Origin of the sequence: Polyangium mundeleinium, from assembly GCF_028369105.1 — a bacterium.
Classification (GTDB): domain Bacteria; phylum Myxococcota_A; class Polyangia; order Polyangiales; family Polyangiaceae; genus Polyangium; species Polyangium mundeleinium.
Window position 1 is genome coordinate 2929710 of sequence record NZ_JAQNDO010000001.1, and the last position, 17281, is coordinate 2946990.

General features: G+C 72.1%; 15 protein-coding genes. 9 read left to right on the plus strand and 6 right to left on the minus strand.

What is annotated here, in order from left to right; translation table 11 throughout:
- Positions 1–170 precede the first annotated feature (170 nt).
- Positions 171–992, minus strand: coding sequence for an MYXO-CTERM sorting domain-containing protein (locus tag POL67_RS11905; protein ID WP_271917389.1), 822 nt, complete (start codon positions 990–992; stop codon positions 171–173).
- A 42-nt stretch (positions 993–1034) separates the two neighbouring features.
- Positions 1035–1664, minus strand: coding sequence for a hypothetical protein (locus tag POL67_RS11910; protein ID WP_271917390.1), 630 nt, complete (start codon positions 1662–1664; stop codon positions 1035–1037).
- Positions 1665–2103: 439 nt separating this feature from the next.
- On the opposite strand from POL67_RS11910, the gene POL67_RS11915 reads away from it, so the two are divergent.
- The 7 genes from POL67_RS11915 to POL67_RS11945 all read left to right on the plus strand — a co-directional run bounded on the left by POL67_RS11915 (position 2104) and on the right by POL67_RS11945 (position 5378).
- Complete coding sequence (locus tag POL67_RS11915) at positions 2104–2454, plus strand: RNA recognition motif domain-containing protein (RefSeq protein WP_276075591.1); 351 nt, start codon at positions 2104–2106, stop codon at positions 2452–2454.
- A gap of 142 nt (positions 2455–2596) precedes the next feature.
- Positions 2597–2968 (plus strand): molecular chaperone DnaJ, encoded by a 372-nt coding sequence (locus POL67_RS11920; RefSeq protein WP_271917391.1) that lies wholly within the window; start codon positions 2597–2599, stop codon positions 2966–2968.
- A gap of 271 nt (positions 2969–3239) precedes the next feature.
- Positions 3240–3653: a hypothetical protein gene (locus POL67_RS11925; protein ID WP_271917392.1), complete on the plus strand. Its 414-nt coding sequence runs from the start codon at positions 3240–3242 to the stop codon at positions 3651–3653.
- A 135-nt stretch (positions 3654–3788) separates the two neighbouring features.
- Positions 3789–4004 carry a hypothetical protein gene (locus POL67_RS11930; RefSeq protein ID WP_271917393.1) on the plus strand — a complete coding sequence of 72 codons (216 nt, stop codon included), beginning with the start codon at positions 3789–3791 and terminating at the stop codon, positions 4002–4004.
- A 139-nt stretch (positions 4005–4143) separates the two neighbouring features.
- Positions 4144–4281 carry a hypothetical protein gene (locus POL67_RS11935; RefSeq protein ID WP_271917394.1) on the plus strand — a complete coding sequence of 46 codons (138 nt, stop codon included), beginning with the start codon at positions 4144–4146 and terminating at the stop codon, positions 4279–4281.
- A gap of 33 nt (positions 4282–4314) precedes the next feature.
- Entirely contained in the window at positions 4315–4734 is a 420-nt protein-coding gene (gene rnk, locus POL67_RS11940) for a nucleoside diphosphate kinase regulator (protein WP_271917395.1), read from the plus strand.
- 80 nt (positions 4735–4814) lie between these two features.
- Complete coding sequence (locus POL67_RS11945; RefSeq protein WP_271917396.1) at positions 4815–5378, plus strand: type 1 glutamine amidotransferase domain-containing protein; 564 nt, start codon at positions 4815–4817, stop codon at positions 5376–5378.
- 1 nt (position 5379) lies between these two features.
- Here the strand turns inward: POL67_RS11945 and POL67_RS11950 are convergent, their stop codons facing one another.
- Genes POL67_RS11950 through POL67_RS11965 form a run of 4 tightly spaced genes read right to left on the minus strand, consistent with a single transcriptional unit; the run spans position 5380 to position 15085 of the window.
- Positions 5380–8445, minus strand: coding sequence for a hypothetical protein (locus POL67_RS11950; RefSeq protein WP_271917397.1), 3066 nt, complete (start codon positions 8443–8445; stop codon positions 5380–5382).
- Positions 8442–11399, minus strand: a complete 2958-nt coding sequence (locus tag POL67_RS11955; protein ID WP_271917398.1) for a hypothetical protein — start codon at positions 11397–11399, stop codon at positions 8442–8444. The genes POL67_RS11950 and POL67_RS11955 overlap by 4 nt, the downstream gene beginning before the upstream one ends.
- Positions 11396–14566 (minus strand): hypothetical protein, encoded by a 3171-nt coding sequence (locus POL67_RS11960; protein WP_271917399.1) that lies wholly within the window; start codon positions 14564–14566, stop codon positions 11396–11398. Before POL67_RS11960 ends, POL67_RS11955 begins: the two co-directional genes overlap by 4 nt.
- Positions 14567–14620: 54 nt before the next feature.
- Complete coding sequence (locus POL67_RS11965) at positions 14621–15085, minus strand: YybH family protein (protein ID WP_271917400.1); 465 nt, start codon at positions 15083–15085, stop codon at positions 14621–14623.
- 190 nt (positions 15086–15275) lie between these two features.
- On the opposite strand from POL67_RS11965, the gene POL67_RS11970 reads away from it, so the two are divergent.
- The gene (locus POL67_RS11970) at positions 15276–15968 is read left to right on the plus strand and encodes an SOS response-associated peptidase (protein ID WP_271917401.1); all 693 of its coding nucleotides are present in this window, start codon (positions 15276–15278) and stop codon (positions 15966–15968) included.
- Positions 15969–16190: 222 nt separating this feature from the next.
- A complete protein-coding gene (locus tag POL67_RS11975; RefSeq protein ID WP_271917402.1) occupies positions 16191–17141 on the plus strand; it encodes a response regulator in 951 nt (316 codons plus the stop codon).
- Positions 17142–17281: the final 140 nt, after the last annotated feature.

The following is a 17281-nucleotide window of genomic DNA, read 5'->3' on the forward strand; positions in this document are numbered from 1 at the left end:
CCCTTCTCCGCGTTGGGTCGCCGACCGTACTTGGCGGGCGAGTGACGTGACGATACCACCCGGCAGAGGGGCTCTACAGGGGCAAGTGGCAACTTTCCGACGGAGAGGGGGGCTTCGCCCGGCTTTCCGGGGTGCCCGGAAGAAGGGGTTCGCGGGCGTAGGCGGGGGGTTCAGCTACGGGCGGTCCTGCGGCGCACAACGAAGGCGGAGCCGAGGAGCAGGGCGGCGAGGGACGCGCCGGAGGAGGGCGCGGGGACGCCGGCGACGCGGCATCCGCAGCCGCCTTGCTTGGGGGGCTCGGCGGGGGGCGCTTCGGTGGGCGTCTCGCCCGTCGCGGCGGGCTCCGCAGGCGTCTCGCCGCCGGCGGCGGCAGGCTCGCCCTCGCCCTCTTTCTTTTCGCCCGCGGCGTCGGCCTTTTTCTCTTCGGGCTTCTTCTTCTTTTCGCCCGCGAAGACCATGGCGCGGCGGTCGACGATGGGGTTGTCGCCCTTGAGGATCAGCTTGATGGTCTGGCCCATCTGGGCGCCGTCCGTCTGGCGGGTGATCTTGAGGTCGTATTCGCCGGCCTCGAAGCCCTTGTCACGACGGATCACGAAGTCGAACTTCGTGATGTTGAAGACCTTGCCGCTCGCGTCGGAGAAGCCGACGTCCATGCTCTCGTTGATGCTCGGCTGGCCCTTCAGCGGGAGCCTCGTGAGGAGGGGGCGCTCGGGCGATTGGTCCGTGAGCGAGCGCTCGTAGAGCACGACGGGCGTGAAGCTGAAGATCATCGGGATGTACGCGATGTCCGGCTTCGCCCCGTAGTTGATGGTGAAGTTCAGCTTCCACTTGCCGTTGACCTCCTCGGGCTCCCTCGTGGCGAGGGTGACGGTGCCCGCGGCGCGCGCGTCGGTCGGCGCGAAGAGCACGAACGCGAGCGCGAGGGCGGCGAAGAGCGCGCGGAGGAGGGCCGCGCGACGCGGCTGTGGGTGGTTTTGGAGGGCTGATACCATGGCGGGACAACCTATCAGGTTCGAGTCAAGCGTTGGAAGGAGTCACGGGAACCAGAGGAGCTTGTCCTCGGCGCGCTTGTAGCAATCGGCCTGGGCCTGTTCCTCGTTGTCGCCGCAGCCGCCGCCGAGGCAACTGGCGATGTCGTGGAGCGCGGCGGCGTTGTAGCGCGTCGTGAACATGGCCTGCTGCGCGGGCTCGAGGCGCTTCATGGCGGCCTTGCACTCGGCAAACTCGACCTTCTCGCAGCGCGTGGCGCGGTTGCAGCGGGCGTCGACGACCTCGTCGACGCCGGCGCTGCTGATCGGGAGGTCGACGAGGGCCTTTTCGTTGCACTCGGAGAGGAGGAGGGCGCGGTCGGCGGCGGCGGGATCCCCGGCCTGCTTGGCCTCCTCGACGCGCTCGAAGAAGCACTTCGTCATGACGCGGATGTACGCCGCGGAGGCCGTGGGGGAGGCCGAGCGGCACTCGGTCATGCGATCCCAGGCGCCGCCCGGGCCCTCGGACTTGGCGAGGGAGTCGCACCACGCAGCCTGCGCGGTCGTGACGTCGGGGCGGTCGGGGTAGTTGGCGTTCCCGCCGCACGCGACGATGGCAAAGCCGGTGACGAGCAGGGCCACGGCGCGGCGAGCTGCGCGCAGGTGATCCTTGGGGGAGGAAGGGACGTCATGCATGGCACGACGGTACCACGCATGTGCGGCGAGGGACGAGTTCGTCTGCTCGGAGGGGGTGCAAAGGGGGAATTCCGGGCAGGAGCGGAGGCGGGGACGGGAGCCGAAGGGGTTCGTCCGCGGAGACGGTCCGGGGCTTCGAGGTGAGGAGAGGGGCGAGGCGCCGCCGTCCTGAACAGGTCCAAACGCGTTTCCCTGCTCGCACGCTTGCGAACGAGGAGGAAGCGCGGTACAAGAGCGCGGTACACGAAAACGTCCCTGGCCACTTGGCACGTCGCTCCTCTTCCGAAGAATGACGCTCGCTCGGAAGACTGGATGACGCAACGTGCGCCGCGGCGGACGACGTTCCCATGATGGGTCTTCGTGCGTTCCGGTGCGCCACCGTTTCGCCTACTGAGGCTTCTTCGAAACGGTTGGCGTGGGGCGTCCTCCATGGACGCTCATGAGAAGCCACGAAAGCAACATGGGCAATCGTCTTTACGTCGGAAATCTTTCTTTCAGCACCACCCAGGCCACCCTCGAGAGCGCCTTCGCCGCGGCCGGCGATGTTCGCGAGGTGGCGATGCCCACCGATCGCGAGACGGGCCAGCCGCGCGGCTTCGCGTTCGTCACCATGGCCAACGCGCAGGCGGCGAACAACGCGATCGCGCAGCTCAACGGGCTGATGCTCGACGGGCGCCCGATCAAGGTGAACGAGGCGCAGGAGCGTCCCCCGCGCGGCGGCGGCGGCGGCGGCGGCTACGGTGGTGGTGGCGGCGGCGGCTACGGCGGCGGCGGCGGTCGCCGCTACTGATCGATCGAGCGTGATCGGCGGCGCGAAGGCGCGGCGGCTCTGACGAGCAGGCCGCACCGCGCCGCCGATGTGCGTTTCGCCCCTCGAAAGAGGGGCTCGGTGGAGAGGGCCGTGTCCACGACCCAGGCCCGCGGAGGTACGAATGGCAGTCGACAGTTGCGGAATCTGCGGCGGCGACGGCCGTATCACGAACTCCTTCGGAAACGAGACACGATGCCCGGGCTGCCACGGGACCGGGCGAAGGTCCGAGGATGGCGGGCTGCGTGACGTGACGAAGACGAAGCCCTCGCATTACCGTGCGACGAACAAGGCCGCCGCCCCCCCGAAGGCCCAGGGGCCTGCGACGTCGGCGGGCATCGCCCTCGCGAACGAGGTGCAGGCGAGCGCGCACGTCTCGAATGACACGAAGGCCAAGTTGACGCGCGAGATTGCCGACCACGAGGCCACGCACGGCAAATGCACGGAGACCTTCATCAAGAAGGTCAAAAAGCAGCTTCGGCCGATCGCGCGTTGAACGGCGCGGGGGCCACTCCGATCGCGCGATGAAGCGCGGAGTTCGAGAGGGGAAGGGGCCGGGAGGAGGGCAGCCGGCGCGCGGGTCTTCAACGGGGTCGACAGGGGCGGAGGACCATAACGTCCTGGGTCCTCTACGCCCGGAACAATCATGCGAGCAAAATGCCTTCGGCCGTGGTATCTTACGTATCTTGGCCTGACGCGAGGAAGTACGTTCGAGCTCGCCCCGCCGCGTGGCGCGTGATCGATCGTGACCGCGATCAAGGAGGACGATGAATTATCGCAAGAACCTCGAGCGCACGGAGCGTCGGAACCAGCGGATGGCGCGGGAAGACGCCGCGGGCAAGCTCCTCGAGCGAGCTCCGGATTTGACGGATCTCCACATCGAGATCGACGAGACGCCGAGGGGCAGCAACGTGGGCGGGACCCGCTACATCCGGCGCGTCGTCCTCGCGCAGGCCCCCGCCCTCTTCGAGATGTCGTGCTCCGAGCCGCGGTGTCGAGACGGAGGATACGACGTGACGAGCGAGATCCTCGCGGCCCTCGCGTCGCGCCAGACGATGTTCGAGGGCCAGCAGTCGTGCACGGGGCGGTGCAGCCTGGGCGACTGCGGCAGGGTCCTTCATTATGTGGCAACGGCGACGTATCGGCACGCCGAGGACACAAAGGCCCCAGCGATGCGCTGAGGTCGCGGCAGCCTGTCCGCGGTCATCCGCCGCCGCGCGAGCACGGCCCGCGCGGTCGTCGACAACGTCGACGAAATCTTTACGCTTGCCTTTCTCGTCTGCGTCTCCGAAGGTGATGGACGAGCGTCGGCCGCCATGACGAAGACCCCGGAGACAAGCTCCGCAGCGCGAACCGTGAGCGGCTGCGACGTGAACGAGCCTCCAGATCCAGGCCTGTTGATGTTCGGGCGTGGCATGAGCCGCGCGAAACACGTGAAGGCCGCCGATCGGCTCGATCCGAAGCGCTCGGGGGCCGATGCGCAGGCGCCCGATCTGGCGCGGGGCCCTCCGTTCGAAGCCGCGGAGCCGTAGCCGAGCCGCGCGCCGACACCGCCACGACGATTTCGTGGGCCATGGTTCGTGCGTCGGCAGCGAGGTGCGCTCGTCGGGTCTCGGTGTTCTTCAGGGGCGCCGTGATGCCGCTCGTCCGCGATTTCGATCGGAGGGGACGATGAGGTTTTCGTACATTCTCACGCGCTCCGAGCTCGTGCTTTTCGTGAAGCTCGGGCTGTTCGTATCTTGTGTCGTCGGATTGCGGTCGCTCGTCGGGGTGCTCGTCGGCGGGGGCGACGGCGCGCCGGACGAATGACCCGCATGTCGTGCCCAGGGAGGTCCAAGCCCCATGTACCCAATCGCTCCGAGTCTCGTGATCACAACCCAGGATGCCGAGCGCCTTCGCCGGGTGGTCGAGCTGCACCTCGAAGGCACGACGCACGCGGCCGCAGAGGCGCTCGACAGGGAGCTCGCGCGCGCGAAGCTCGTCGAGCCGCCCGCCGTGCCGTCGGACGTGGTGACGATGAACAGCCGGGTGCTTTATCTGGACGAGGTGACGCAAAAACGCCGCGAGGTGGTGATCACGTATCCGCGGGACGCGCGCGTCGAGGAAGGGCGGGTGTCCGTGCTCTCGCCCATCGGAACGGCGCTGCTCGGGCTCTCCGTGGGCCAGGGCATCACGTGGCCGATGCCGACGTCCGGCTCCCGGCGGCTCTGCGTGCTCGCCGTGCCCTATCAGCCCGAGGCCGCGGGGGATTTCCAGCTCTGACGCACGGGCCGAGGGGCTCGGCCTGCGGCTCCCCCCGTGGCAGACGCCTTGCTTGCGGGGGGCGTGGAACGGAGGCAGTCATGGCAAACGAGCTGACGGGGATGCGTGTGGCGATTCTCGTGGAGAATGGCTTCGAGCAGGTCGAGCTGACCGAGCCGCGGCGAGCGCTCGATGCGGCAGGCGCGCAGACGGCGATCGTGTCGCCCGTGAGCGGGCAGGTGCGCGGGTGGAAATTCAAGCAGTGGGGCGATTCCTTTGGCGTGGACGTGCCGCTCGCGGATGCCCGGCCGGAGAATTTTGAGGCATTGCTGCTGCCGGGCGGGGTGATCAACCCGGACAAGCTGCGGATGAACCCGGCGGCCGTTCAGCTCGTGCGCGCGTTCTTCGATACCGGAAAGCCCATCGCGTCCATTTGCCACGGGCCCTGGATGCTGGTGGAGGCGGACGTGGTGCGCGGTCGTCAGGTCACGTCGTGGCCGTCCGTGCGGACGGACCTCGTGAATGCGGGCGCGTCGTGGGTCGATCGGGAGGTGGTGAACGACGACCAGCTCGTGACGAGCCGCAAGCCGGACGATATCCCGGCCTTCAATCGGGTGATGATCGAGCTGTTCGCGAAGGCGCGGACCGCGGCCAAGGCGGCCTAGGTCAAGGGCTCGAACAGATCGCCGCGTCGCTGCGGCCCGCCTCGCGCACGAGGGATGCGCCGGGCGACGGGAATCGGACCACGAGGGTCGTGTTGTTCCGGGGCAAACGGACCTCGAGCCCCTCCAGGCAGGTGCGGCCGGCCGAGACGGCGACGAGGGCCGTGGCCCCGAGGCTCGGGGCGTCGTGATCAGGGTGCGGCGGGTCGAACTGGACATCGACGAGGACCTCGGCGAGGAGGCGGTAGGCGTCGGGGTCGGGGCGGCAAGCCGGGGAGGGGTCGAGGTTCGTGAGGCTGCCGGCGGCGCGCACGGGGCCGAGGGTGGCGCGGGCGAGGTCGAGGTCGGCGAGGAGGATGTCGCCGGAGGTGCCAGAGACAGCGCTCACGGCGAGGCGAGGGGAGGCGGCATCGCCGCGGCGGCGCGCGAGGCCGAGGCGGTGGCGGGTGACGTCGGAGACGCGGGCGATCTCGGTGAACCGGCGGACGAGGCCGCCGCGGACGAAGGAGAGCTCGCCGTCCATGCCATTGAGCGTGAGGAGGTCGCCGCGGCCGAGGTCGGCGGCGGAGGTGAAGACGCCGTGGTGCTTGAGGGCGACGGGGCCCGTGCTCGGCGGGCCGCCCGGGAGGCCGAGGTCGAAGCGGAGCTCGCTCGTGCGGAGGAAGAGGCCCACGGGCGAGGCGTCGGTCGCGAGGAGGACGGGGACGATGGCGCCCTCGACGCGGGTGAGGGTCGGGGCCTTGAAGGTGGCGCGGCGCGGGGCGCGCGGGTCGAAGGGGAGGCCGACGTCGACCTGGAAGCTGCCCGCGCGGACGACGCCGACGGCGACGCCAGGCGGGGTGCGGAGCGAGGCGGGGAGGGGCGGGGGGCCGGCGTCGGTCTTGCTCTCGCCGCGGGGCGCGGGGGCGCCGGAGCGTTCGAGGCGGCAGCGGAGGGGGAGGGAGCCGAGGCGCTTGGCGGGCGGCTCGGGGGCGGGGGCGATGTCAGGTGGTACATCCGGCGGGGCCGCGGGGGCCGGGCTTCCCCAGCCGAGGCGGACGACGCCGTCGCCGAGGGCGCAGCCGAGTTCGGAGCAGCCCTGGACGACGTTGGCGTCGTAGGGGGCGTTGAGCTCGCCGACGGGAGGGGCGACCACGGGGCGGAAGGTGCGGCCGCCGTCGGTGGTCTCATGGTAGGTGGCGGCGCCGTCGTTGTCGGCGCGGGCGAGGGCGAAGGCGCCGCCGCGGAGGACTTCGACGACGCCGGGCGGGAGGGGATGGACCACGACGCGGCCGTCGGGCTGGATGTGGACGCCGGCGAAGCGGCCGCCGAGGCGCGTGGAGACGGGGAGCATGCGCTCGGAGCGGCCCTGGGGGATGGGGTCGCGTTCGAGGGCCTCGGCGGGATCCTCGCCTTCGGGCGGGAGGACGACCCAGCCGTGGAGGGAGCCGTCTTTCTCGTCGAGCCAGAAATCGCGGTCGATCGAGCGATAGGGCGGGTCCTCCATGGGCGTGAGGGCGGCCGGGAAGACGGCGCCGCCGAGGGCGGGGTCGTCGGGGTCGACGCGGAGGATGCGGACGCCTTCGGGCGCGGGTGGGGGGGCGGTTTTCGTGTCCTTGCCGCGGAGGACGAGGGCGGTGGCTGTTCCGCCGTCCCCAGGGAGGAACCGGTACAGATGGGACGCGTCTTCGCCGAGGAGGCGTCGCTCGGTCCAGGTGCCGTCGGCGGCGCGGACGCAGATGTAGGCCTCGTCCGCGGGAGTCGGGTCGAGGGGCTCGGGCGGGTCCCCGGGGGGCGCCGTGGATTCGGACTCGCTCGGCCCGAAGAGCCGGAGGGGCGGCTCGCTGACGGGCGGGGCGCCCCGGAAATCGGCGACGGCGGGGACGAGCGCGCCGCATCGGCCCGTGAACGCGAAGCGCGCGCCGAGGCCCGCGATGAAGGCGGAAGGCTCGGGGAAGGTGGCTTCGAGGCGCGGCGCGGAAGGGTCGTCCCGGAAGGCGAGGACATGGGCGCCGTGCGGATGGGTGCACGCGAGCAGGACCTCGGCGCCAAGGGTGATGGGCTGGCAGCGCGTGTAGGGCTCGGCGACGCCGGTCAGGAGGGCGTCGTCGAGGAGCTGGCCCGTGCCGAGGGCGAGGACGCGGACGATTTGCTCGCGCGTGACGAGGGCGCGGCCGCCCGGGAGGCGCGCTCCGGCGAAGACGGCGCCCGGGAGATCGTACGGGGCGAGCTGGCGGCTCGAGGGGAGCGGTTCGCTGGCGGAGGTGGGCGTCATGCCCACGCCGAGGTCGTTCTGCGGGGTCGCGGCGACGGGGACGAGGCCTTTGGCGGGGTCGAGGGCGAGCGTGGGCTGGCGGCCCGCGCCCGGGAGCAGGAGGAGGGTTCCGGATTCGCCCTCCTCGAAGCTGAAGACGCGGTCGCCACGCTCGGCGGTGAGGTCGCGGAAGGTCTTGCCGCCGTCGGTGGTGATCTCGGCGCGGCCAAAGGCGTCGAGGCGGACGCCGTGCTTGCCGTCGAGCGAGAAGGCCTCGGCGAAGCGCGCGAGGTCGGTGCGGCGGAGGGCAGGGGTGGGGGCGCGGGGGTCGAGCTCGAGCAGGCCGAGGTCGGTGCGCAGGACGAGAGTATCGAGCCAGGGGCGCGCGCCGCCCTCGGCTGCGATTTGCGCGATGGGGCGGAGCTCGCCGAGGAAGGTGTCGGCGCGGTAGGTGCGCGCGTCCGACCAGAAGACGTAGCCGCCGCCGAGGCGCGCGGGCAGGGAGCGGAAGCCGGAGAGCGCCTCGGGGCCACGCGCCTCGGCGAGGACGAGGCCGCCGTCGAGGAGGAAGCGGTTGCCGGAGGCGATGGCGGGCTCGCGGCGGGGCAAGGCGGAGGCGCGGCCAGCCTCGTCGAAGGAGACGCCAACGCCCTCGGCGAGGATGTAGCGAGCCGGGCCGAGGAGGGGTTCGGGCGTGGCGTTGGGTTTCGCGCGGAGCGGCGCGGGCGGCGAGGCGGCGGCGCCCGGGGGCGCGGGCTTCGCGGAGCAGGCGGCGAAGGAGGCGGCGAGGGCGGCGAGGGCGATCGACGCGGCCCCGGGGACGGCGCGTTTTCTCATCGAACGATGCCTTCGCAGGTGAGCGGCTGGCGGACCTCGACGCCGAAGCCGAGGACCACGAGCGTGCCCTTGCCGGGGCCCTTGCCGTCGAAGCGGGCGATGACCTTGCGGACCGTGCCCGGTGGGTCGTAGTAGCCGAGCTCGACCTCGTGGCGCTCGTCGCGGACCGCGAGCTCGACGGCTTCGAGGCACACGCGGGCCGGCGACCAGCGCAGGACGGCGAACCCCGCCGATCCGCTCGCGACGATGCCGTGGAGTGTTCCCTGGGCGAGGCCGATTTCCGTGTCGAAGGGCAGGACCACGCGGGCGTCGTCGGGCTGCGGCGCGCAACGAGGATCCGAGGCGGCGGCGAGGCCGTCGAGGGACGCGAGGCGTTTCTCCGGGCCGAGCGTGCCCCGATCCGGGTCGAGCGGCGCGAGCACGGCGTTGCCGCCCGCGTCGACGGCGACGACGACCGGGTCCTTTCCGCGCAGGCCGGCCGCGAGGTCGAAGCGGCTCGCGCCCTCGGGCGGATGGAGCAAGCCGAGCTCGCGCCGCGCGCCGGCGATGACGGCGCGGCCCGGTGTCGGCGCGGAGCGGGGCAGCTCCACGGCGGAGACGGCCTGACCGCCGCCGTTCCCGCTCACGAGGAGGGCGCGGCTGCCGTGGACGACGCCCACCGCGGGGTCGTCGATGCACCCGCCGATCGGGAGGGTCAGGCCCGCGTCGTCGACGAGGGAGGCGGCGCAGCGGCCCATGCCCGCGGTGGCCACGGCCCGCACCTTCGTGCCGTCGAGCACGTAGCCGAGCCGGATTTCGTACGGGTGGAACGGGGTGGAGCCGAGGCGCGCGATCGGGATCGTGGCGCGGACGATGGGCGCCGCGAGGTCGAGCAGGGGCACGTAGGCGACCTCGGCGTCGCCCGTCGTGCCCCCGGGCTGCGGGCCGCTCCAGGGGATGAACATCCCGCCCGTGAAGCCGATGCGGCCGGGCGTCAGGCGGGCGATCGGCGTCTTCGTGTAGCCGAGGCCAAACGACTCGGGGATGCGCTTGCCCTCGCCCAGGCCGGCGTACCGGCAGGCCAGGCGCACGAGCGGCGGCTCGGGGATCGGGCGCTGGTACTCGGGGTTCTGCCTGGGCGGGGTCGTGTCCTCGGGCGCCGGCTCGGAGCCGTCGTTCCAGCCGATCCGCACGAACGTGCCGACCTGGCAGCCGATCTCGCTGCACGACATGGGCTCGGCCGATCCGCCGCTCGGTGGGGGCGCGACGAGGCGGAAGCTGCGGCCGTAGTCCGTGGTCTCGAAGAGGCGCTCGGTCTCGGTGCGGGCGAGGCCGAAGCGGCCCGAGGTCGTGACGCTGAGGGTCTGCGCCGGGAAGGCGTGCTGCCGGGGGCGGCCCTCGGCGTCGATGGTCACGGCCGCGAGGTTCGACGGGCTGTGCGCCGAAGGGAGCCAGCCCTCGATGGTGCCGTCGGGGGTGACGTGGAGCGCCCGCGTGAGCAGCGCGCTCGTCTCGGAGCTGTACGTGGTGATGTCGAGCGGCGGCTCGTTGCGGCCCACGCGCACGACGCGGAGGGCGCCGCGCACGGTGACGCGGGGCGCGCCGTGGAGGAACGTGCCGGGGATGGCCACGAGGGCCACGGCGGCGCCCTCGGCGCGCGGGATCCAGGCGACGACGTCGCTCGCGTCGGCGGGCGCGAGCCGGTGCTCGACCCACACGCCCGGGCCCTTGCGCACGCAGAAGACCGGGCTCCGCTGGTTCGAGGCGTTCGTGGGCGAGGCCGAGGCGACGACGTCGGCGGGCGAGCCAGGCGCGGGCCCCTCGCACGGGCCGACGAAGCCGAGCGCCTCGCCGTCCGCGACGACGAAGCGATCCCAGGTCGGCGCGTCCGGCAAATCGAACGTGCGCTCGATGCGCCTGCCGCTCGGCAGGTCGAGCACGGTGGCGCGGTTGTGTGATTCGCAGACGAGCAACGCGCCGTCCTTCACGCGGAGCGGCGCGCATGTGTCCTCGGCCGTTTCGAGCGCGAGGAGCGCGGTCGCGCGGCCCGTGCGCAGGTCGACGCGCGCGACGGCGCTCTCCGTGACCGTGAGGGCGTCCCCTTCGAGCCAGCGCATGCCGTACGCGGCCGCCGCGTCGAGGGGCGACTGGGCAGCGTCCTCGGGCCAGAAATCATCGAGCTCGGGCGGCGGCTCGTGGCGCCTCGGGCCCTGCGGCGCGCGATCCGACACGATGGCCCCGCGTGCGTCGACGAGCCGGCTCTCCTCGCCCCGGAGTTTGACGTGCAGATCCTCGCCGCGGACCTCGATCTCCGTCGCATCGGCGAGCTCCGCCGACACGTCGCGGAAGGTCGCGCCGCCGTCCACCGTGAGGCGCGCGTGGCCGAACACGGTCAGCACGAGCGCGCGGCGCGCGTCGGCCGCGAGCCCCGTGGCAAACCCGGGCAGGTCGAGCTTCCGCGGCGGGCCTCCCGCGGGCGACACCACGAACACGCCGGCCGCCGTCACGAGGCCGACGCCGTCGATCCAGTCGAACGTGCTTTGCACGGTCGCCGGCAGCTTCCCGAGCGACCGGGCCTCGCCGAGCCACGCGGCCGCGCCGAACACCTCGCGCTCCTTCCAGAGCACGTAGCGCGCGGGCGCGGTCGGCGTGGCGCTCCACGGCGGGGCCGCTGCCGCACCGTCGAAATCGGCCGTGTCCTTGGCCCGCGCGATCACGTCGGCGCCACGCGCCTCGACGCGGCGACCGCCCGCGAGGGCTCGATCGACCCCGGCCTCGGTCCGCTCGATCCACTCGGCCGCGCCGGGCACGACCCAGCGCGGTGGACCGAGGACCGACGCCCGCGACGCCTTCTCCTCCACGCCCCCGCGCGCAGCTTCCTCGGCCGAAGGCGTGCTCGGCGTGGGGCGCGCGCCCGTGCAGCTCGCCGCGGCCACGAGGAGCGCGCAGGCCGACGTGAGGGCGGCGCGCTTCATCGGGCTTGCTCCCGTGGCGTTGGTTCGAGCTTGCACGTGAGCTCTTGCCGCAGCCCGCCCGCCTGGAGCACGGCGCCGCGGCGCTTCGAGCCTGAAGCTTCCCAGCGCACGACCAGGCTCCCCTCGCTGCGCGTGACGTCGTCGAGCCGGCGCTCGGCCCCGACGTCGATCGCCTCCACGCAGACCCGCTCCTCCGTCCAGCGCACGAGCGCCGCGCCCGACGCGCGCAACGACACGCCTGGCAGCGCGCGTGGGTCGAACCCGAGCCACGCCGAGGGCTCCATGGGCACGAGCGCACGCCAGCCCGTGGCCTTCTTGCAGCGCGGATCGTCGGCTGGCGTCGCCGTCGTCCACGACGCGAGCGGCGTCCGCGGCCGCGGGCTCGACGTCGCCGGATCGATCTCCGCGACGGCGACCACGCGCGGCGGGCTCCCGTCCCAGAGCAAGATCCCGATCGCCCCGTCGTCCCGCCGGGCCAGCGTCATCGGCCTGCGCCCGCCCGTGTCGCGCTCCTGACCCACGAAGACCGGCGGGCGTAGCGGCGCCTGCGCGTGCTCCTCGATCGTCATACGCCGGCGGATCTCGCCCAGCACGAGCGCGCGCTCCGGCCCGAGCAGGAGCCCGGCCCCCGGCGCGGCGTCGGCCACCGTGTAGCGCCGGGGTTCGAAGAGCGGCAGCGTCGCGACCCGCTCGTTCGTCACCACGAGCTCGTGCTTGTCCGTCACGAACAGGAGCCCGACGTCCCCTTTCGGCGTCAGCAGCGGCGTCACCACCACGCGCCGCGTGTTCTCCAGGTCCGCGCTCGTCGCGTCGATCCGCAGCGGCGACGCGCCCGGCTCGAACAGCGCGCGCATCAGGAGCGAGTGCGTGCGCAGCGTCGCCGCGCTCGCCTTCCGCGGCGGCGTCTTCCCCGGCGCCGGCGGGGCCGCTCCGCCCTGCGGCATGTTCTTCAACAGGACCTGGAGCGCGTCCTTCGGGAGCTGCGCGAGCACCTCCGGCGGGAGCATCTGCGTGATCTCGGGCGGCAGCCCCGCTTGCCCCGGCTCCTCCCCGGGCACGTTCTCCACCTCGCGCACGAGCGTGACCATGTTGCCGAGCCCCGTTTGCCACGACAACCGTCCCTTGTCTGGCACGATCGCCGCGTCCGGCATGATCTCCGGTTTGCCGTTCGGCGTGCAGGTGAGGCGCATGGGCGCCTCCGGCTCCGGCTCCTCGACGGGGTTGTCCGGGTACACCACGGGCGCCGCGCCGGGTGATCCCCAGCCGAGGCGCGTCACCGGGCCGATCACGCACCCGAGCGGCGAGCAAAACCCGCCGAAGGACGCGGGCGGCAGCGGCGACCGCCCCGCGGCTTGGAAGCTCCGGCCGTGATCGATCGTCTCGTACAGATCGCCGTCCCGCGTGATCGCCAGGCCGAAGTCGCCCGTCACGCTCATGCCGAGGACCCGCGGCGGCGGGGGGAACGTCGTCACCCGCCCGTGCGGATCCACGACGACCCCGGCGAACACGCCGCTCACGTCGCCCGCGTTCGGCGACGCCACCCAGCCCTCGAGCGAGCCGTCCTCGCGCGCCTGGAACCGCCGATCCATGAACGGCCCGAGCGGCCCGCGCACGTTGCCCGAGTACATGCCGTACGGGCTCCACGACGGGCGCGAGAACACCATGCCGGAGACCTCGGCCGGCACCCGCACGATCCGCACCCCGCCCTGCACGACCACGCTCGACGTATCGTGTTTCGCCTCGGGCAAACCCTCCGCGTGGGGATCGACGACCAGCGCCACGGCCGTCCCGTCCCGCCGCGGCGCCCAGCCGTACAACTCCTGCCCGGGCGGCAGCTCGATCGCGTGCTCGACCCAGTCGTCCGGACCTCGCCGCACGCAGATCCGCGTCGCCGGCCGCAGCTCGCTGCCGAAGTCCATGCGCGACGGATCGTTCGGATCGACCAGCCGCGGCGTGTACTTGCACGATCCCACGAACGCGAGCGCGCCCGCGTCGTCGGTCACGAAGTAGCCGTCATCGCTGAAGGCCTTCTCGACCACGGGCGGGAGCGCCCCGTCCCGCAGGCGCATCACGTACGAGCTCGTGTCCTGGTACATCTCCCAGCCGCACACGACGAGCGGCGCCTCGGGCCCCGCCACCGCCGAGCACATGAGCCCCGGCTGCGGAAAATCCGTCACGGCGCGGAGGATCGAAGCACCGGCGAGATCCACCTCCGCCACGGCCGACGGGCTCATCGCCAGCGCCCGCCCCGCCGCGACCCTCGCCCCGCCGAGCACCGCGGCCTGGATCGGCGGCGTATCCCGCCAGATCCACCACGCGTTCCGATCGTCCGCCCTCGACCCGGGCAGGATCGGCTCGAACCCGCGCCCGTGGCTCGATCCGTGTTGCGCCCCGTCCATCGGCCCGAATCGCCCGTCCGCGCCAAGCGGCAGGCGCCCTTGCCACGTGTCCACCGCGAGCGCGCCCGGCTGCACCAGGAACATCTTGTTCCCGATGCCCGCGACGGACGCCGCGTCGTTCCACGTCGCACCTCCGTCCCCCGTCGAAGCGAGCCTGCCGAGGAAGTCCACGCGCGCCGCGCGTTTCGCGTCCAGCGCCGCGAAGTCCGCGAGCCCCGCCTCGCTCGGCGCTTCCAGCACGTCGCTCCCCTTCCGCAGCGCGGCCGTGCCTGCTTCCCCGAACACGAGCACCGCGTCGAGCCCGCTCCGCGCCCCGCGCACGGCCCCGAACCCGCGCGCCCCGCCGAACGCGACCGGCCGCATCGGCCCCGTGAACGTGTCCGACCGGAACACCCGCGTCCGGCTCCAATGCACGAACCCGCCGCCGAGGTGCGGCGCCACTGCGAGCGCCCCGAGGAGCGGATCACTCTTCAGCGCCAGATCGACGTCCCACGCCGCCGCCAGCACCTCGCCGCTCTCGGGCCCGAGCTCGAACCGCACGCCCGCCGAGACCAACCGATCCCGATCCGCCTCGTGCGAGACCCAGAACGACTCATCGACGGCCGTATGAAACAGCCGCGCCCCGCCCACGAGGGGCTTGTCGAGCCCGAGGGACGGCGCTGCTTGGGGGCTCGTCTTCGCGTGCGCCGGCTCGGGCGCCGGGCGTGTGCAGGCCCCGAGCGCGAGGGCCGCGGCGAGGAGAGACGTTCGATCGAGTCGTCCCAGCATCGGGAAAGCGCGCCGACGGTAGCGAAAGCGGCGCCCGCGTCCTAGGGGTTTTTGCTACCTCGCCCCGCGCCCGAGCGGCACGTGCGCGTGCGAATACGTTCGCTTCTCCCGCACCTTGCCCCCCTCGAAATGCAGCACGTCGAGCCCCTGCCAGGCGAAGACCCGCCCAACCACCCCGCGAAACACCAGGTTCCTCACCTCGGCGAGCCCGGGAAGCGCCGCCTGCCCGCCTTCGAGCTCGTGCCGGCAGGTCCAACGCACCATTGCTTTCCCGGCCTCCTCGTCGAGCAGCCGGTCCTCCGCGATGAATGAGATCTTGCCGAATTCGCCACGGAATTGCGGCTCGAATGCCGCGCGGATCTTCCCCTTGCCGCGGTGCTCTTTGCCGTCGTACGTCACGTAGAGCGCGTCTTCCGTGAAATGATGCATCACGGCGTCGAGGTCGTTCCGGTTGAACGCGTCGAGGAAACCGTCGACGAGGACGAGCAAATCGTCACGGGAGAGCGCGTGGATCGCCATCGGGCGCCGCATCGTCGCCGCCGCTCGCTCCCTTGTCAACACGCCCGCTCTCGCGCGAGGGGGGCTCGCATCCTCCTTCCCACGAGCGCCCCTTCCTGTGGTACGAACGCCCCGCGGCGCGCCTGTCCTCGTGGACACGGGTTCGCCGCGTACAGCCGACGCGCCGCCTGCCGATGTTTCGGATGTTCCCATGTGTGGCCGATACACCCTGACGAACGTAGCGCCGAACCTGCTCGGCCCCCTTTTCGGGGTGGACGACGTCCCGCTCCTCTCGCCGCGCTTCAATGTCGCGCCCACCCAGGACATGCCCGTCGTGCGTGTCCTCGCGCCGGGCGCGCCGCGCACGATCGAGCTCGCTCGCTGGGGCCTCGTCCCTTCGTGGGCGAAGGACGTCTCGATCGGCGATCGCATGATCAACGCCCGCGTCGAGACCGCCGCCGAGAAGCCCGCGTACCGATCGAGCTTCAAGTCGAAGCGTTGCCTCGTCGTCACGGACGGCTTCTACGAGTGGAAAAAGCTCGGCACCGGCAAGAAGCAGCCTTGCCGCATCCACATGCCGGACGAGAAGCCGTTCGCCTTCGCCGGGTTATGGGCGCGCTGGAAGAACGCCGAGGGCAGCACGCTCGACACCTTCACCATCCTCACGGCCGAGGCCCGCGCGGCGGTGGCGGACGTGCATGATCGCATGCCCGTCATCCTCTCCACGGATGCTTACGGATCCTGGCTCGATCCGGAGGAGCAGCGACCTGATGTCCTGCAGGCGATGGTCGCGGCGCGCGTGGGCGACGACCTCGTCGTGACGCCCGTCTCCACGCGCGTCAACAACCCGCGCAACGAGGGACCGGAGAACGTGCGTCCCCTTTTTGCGCAGGATTTGCAGTGACCGCGCGACATGCGAGGGGCGCGGACATCAGTGCGATGTCCAGGCATCAGCACAGCTCGCGCGGGACGGACCTTCGGCGCGCGATCTTTGCGCGACACGCGCCACGTTCGCGCGTCATCTGCTCGATCGGGCCCTTCCCGACGGCATCCATGCCGTGGCATAAGAATTGTCTATGTAGGTGGCGAATCCCCTGAACCCCCCGCCCCCCGGAGGAGGTACGTCATGTCCGCATTCGCCCTTGTCGCCGAACCCGATCCAGCCCTCTCTGCCGCCCAGGTTGCCGTCGTCGACGCCCTCGGCCTCGTCCCACTCGTGGCGCAGGACGGAGAGCGCGCCATCTGGCTGCTCCGCCGCTTTGGGACCCCGGCGCTCCTCGTCACGTCGCTCTCGCTCCCCGTCGTCGACGGGTTCGAGGTGCTCGACTGGCTGCGCGCGCGCATCAGCGGTCGTGGCGCGAAGGTCATCGTCACCTCGCCGTTCCCCGAGCTCCGCACCTTCGCCGGCGCGCTGCGCGAGCACCTCGGCATCAGCGCGATCCTGCCGCACCGCGCCTCACCGGACACGCTCCGGAACGTCGCCGAGGCCTTGCTGAAGGGCGCGGAGCTGCCGGCGCCGCTCTCGGAGGCGGCGCTCTCGACACCGCAGGCCCGTTCCGTCCGCTCGATGCAGGAGGGGCCGCGGGATCCGCGCCTCGACTGGTTCGTTCGGTCGGCGGCGGAGGAGCTGCACGCGTCGGTGGCGCTTGCGATCGTGGCCCAGGGGGAGGGCCGCGCCCTGATCTCGGCGGTGGGGATGGATGCGCGCAGGTGGCCGGTGCTCGGGGGGATCGGCCGGCATGTGCTCGGGGCGGGGGAGACGCTCGTCGTGTCGGACGCGTTCGCGCATCCGTTCTTCCAGGGCGACGTCTCGGTGATGGAGGGCCTCGTGCGGGGGTTCGCGGCGGCGCCGGTGCTCGACGCGGCGGGCCGCACGCGGGGCATGCTCTGCGTGATCGAGCCGAAGGCGCGCCTGCGCATCGGACCGGAGGGCCTCGTGCGCCTCGCCGAGCGAGCGCGGCTCATCGGCACGGCGATCCCCAACATCGAGCCTGGCGTGGGCCGCCTCCTCCGCGCCAGCCGCCGCCGGATCATCGAAGCGATGCCGGACAGCGCGCCCATCTCGAGCCCGCGTTAGCCTCGATTCCTCCCTCATCTCCCCGCTTCTGAACGAAGAGCCGTCGGGGGCGAGGCTTGTCTCCCCGCGCAAAACCGAAGGTTCTGCGCGGAAATGCAGGCCGAAGCTGGCCTTCCGCCTTGGATTCCGGTATCAGTGGC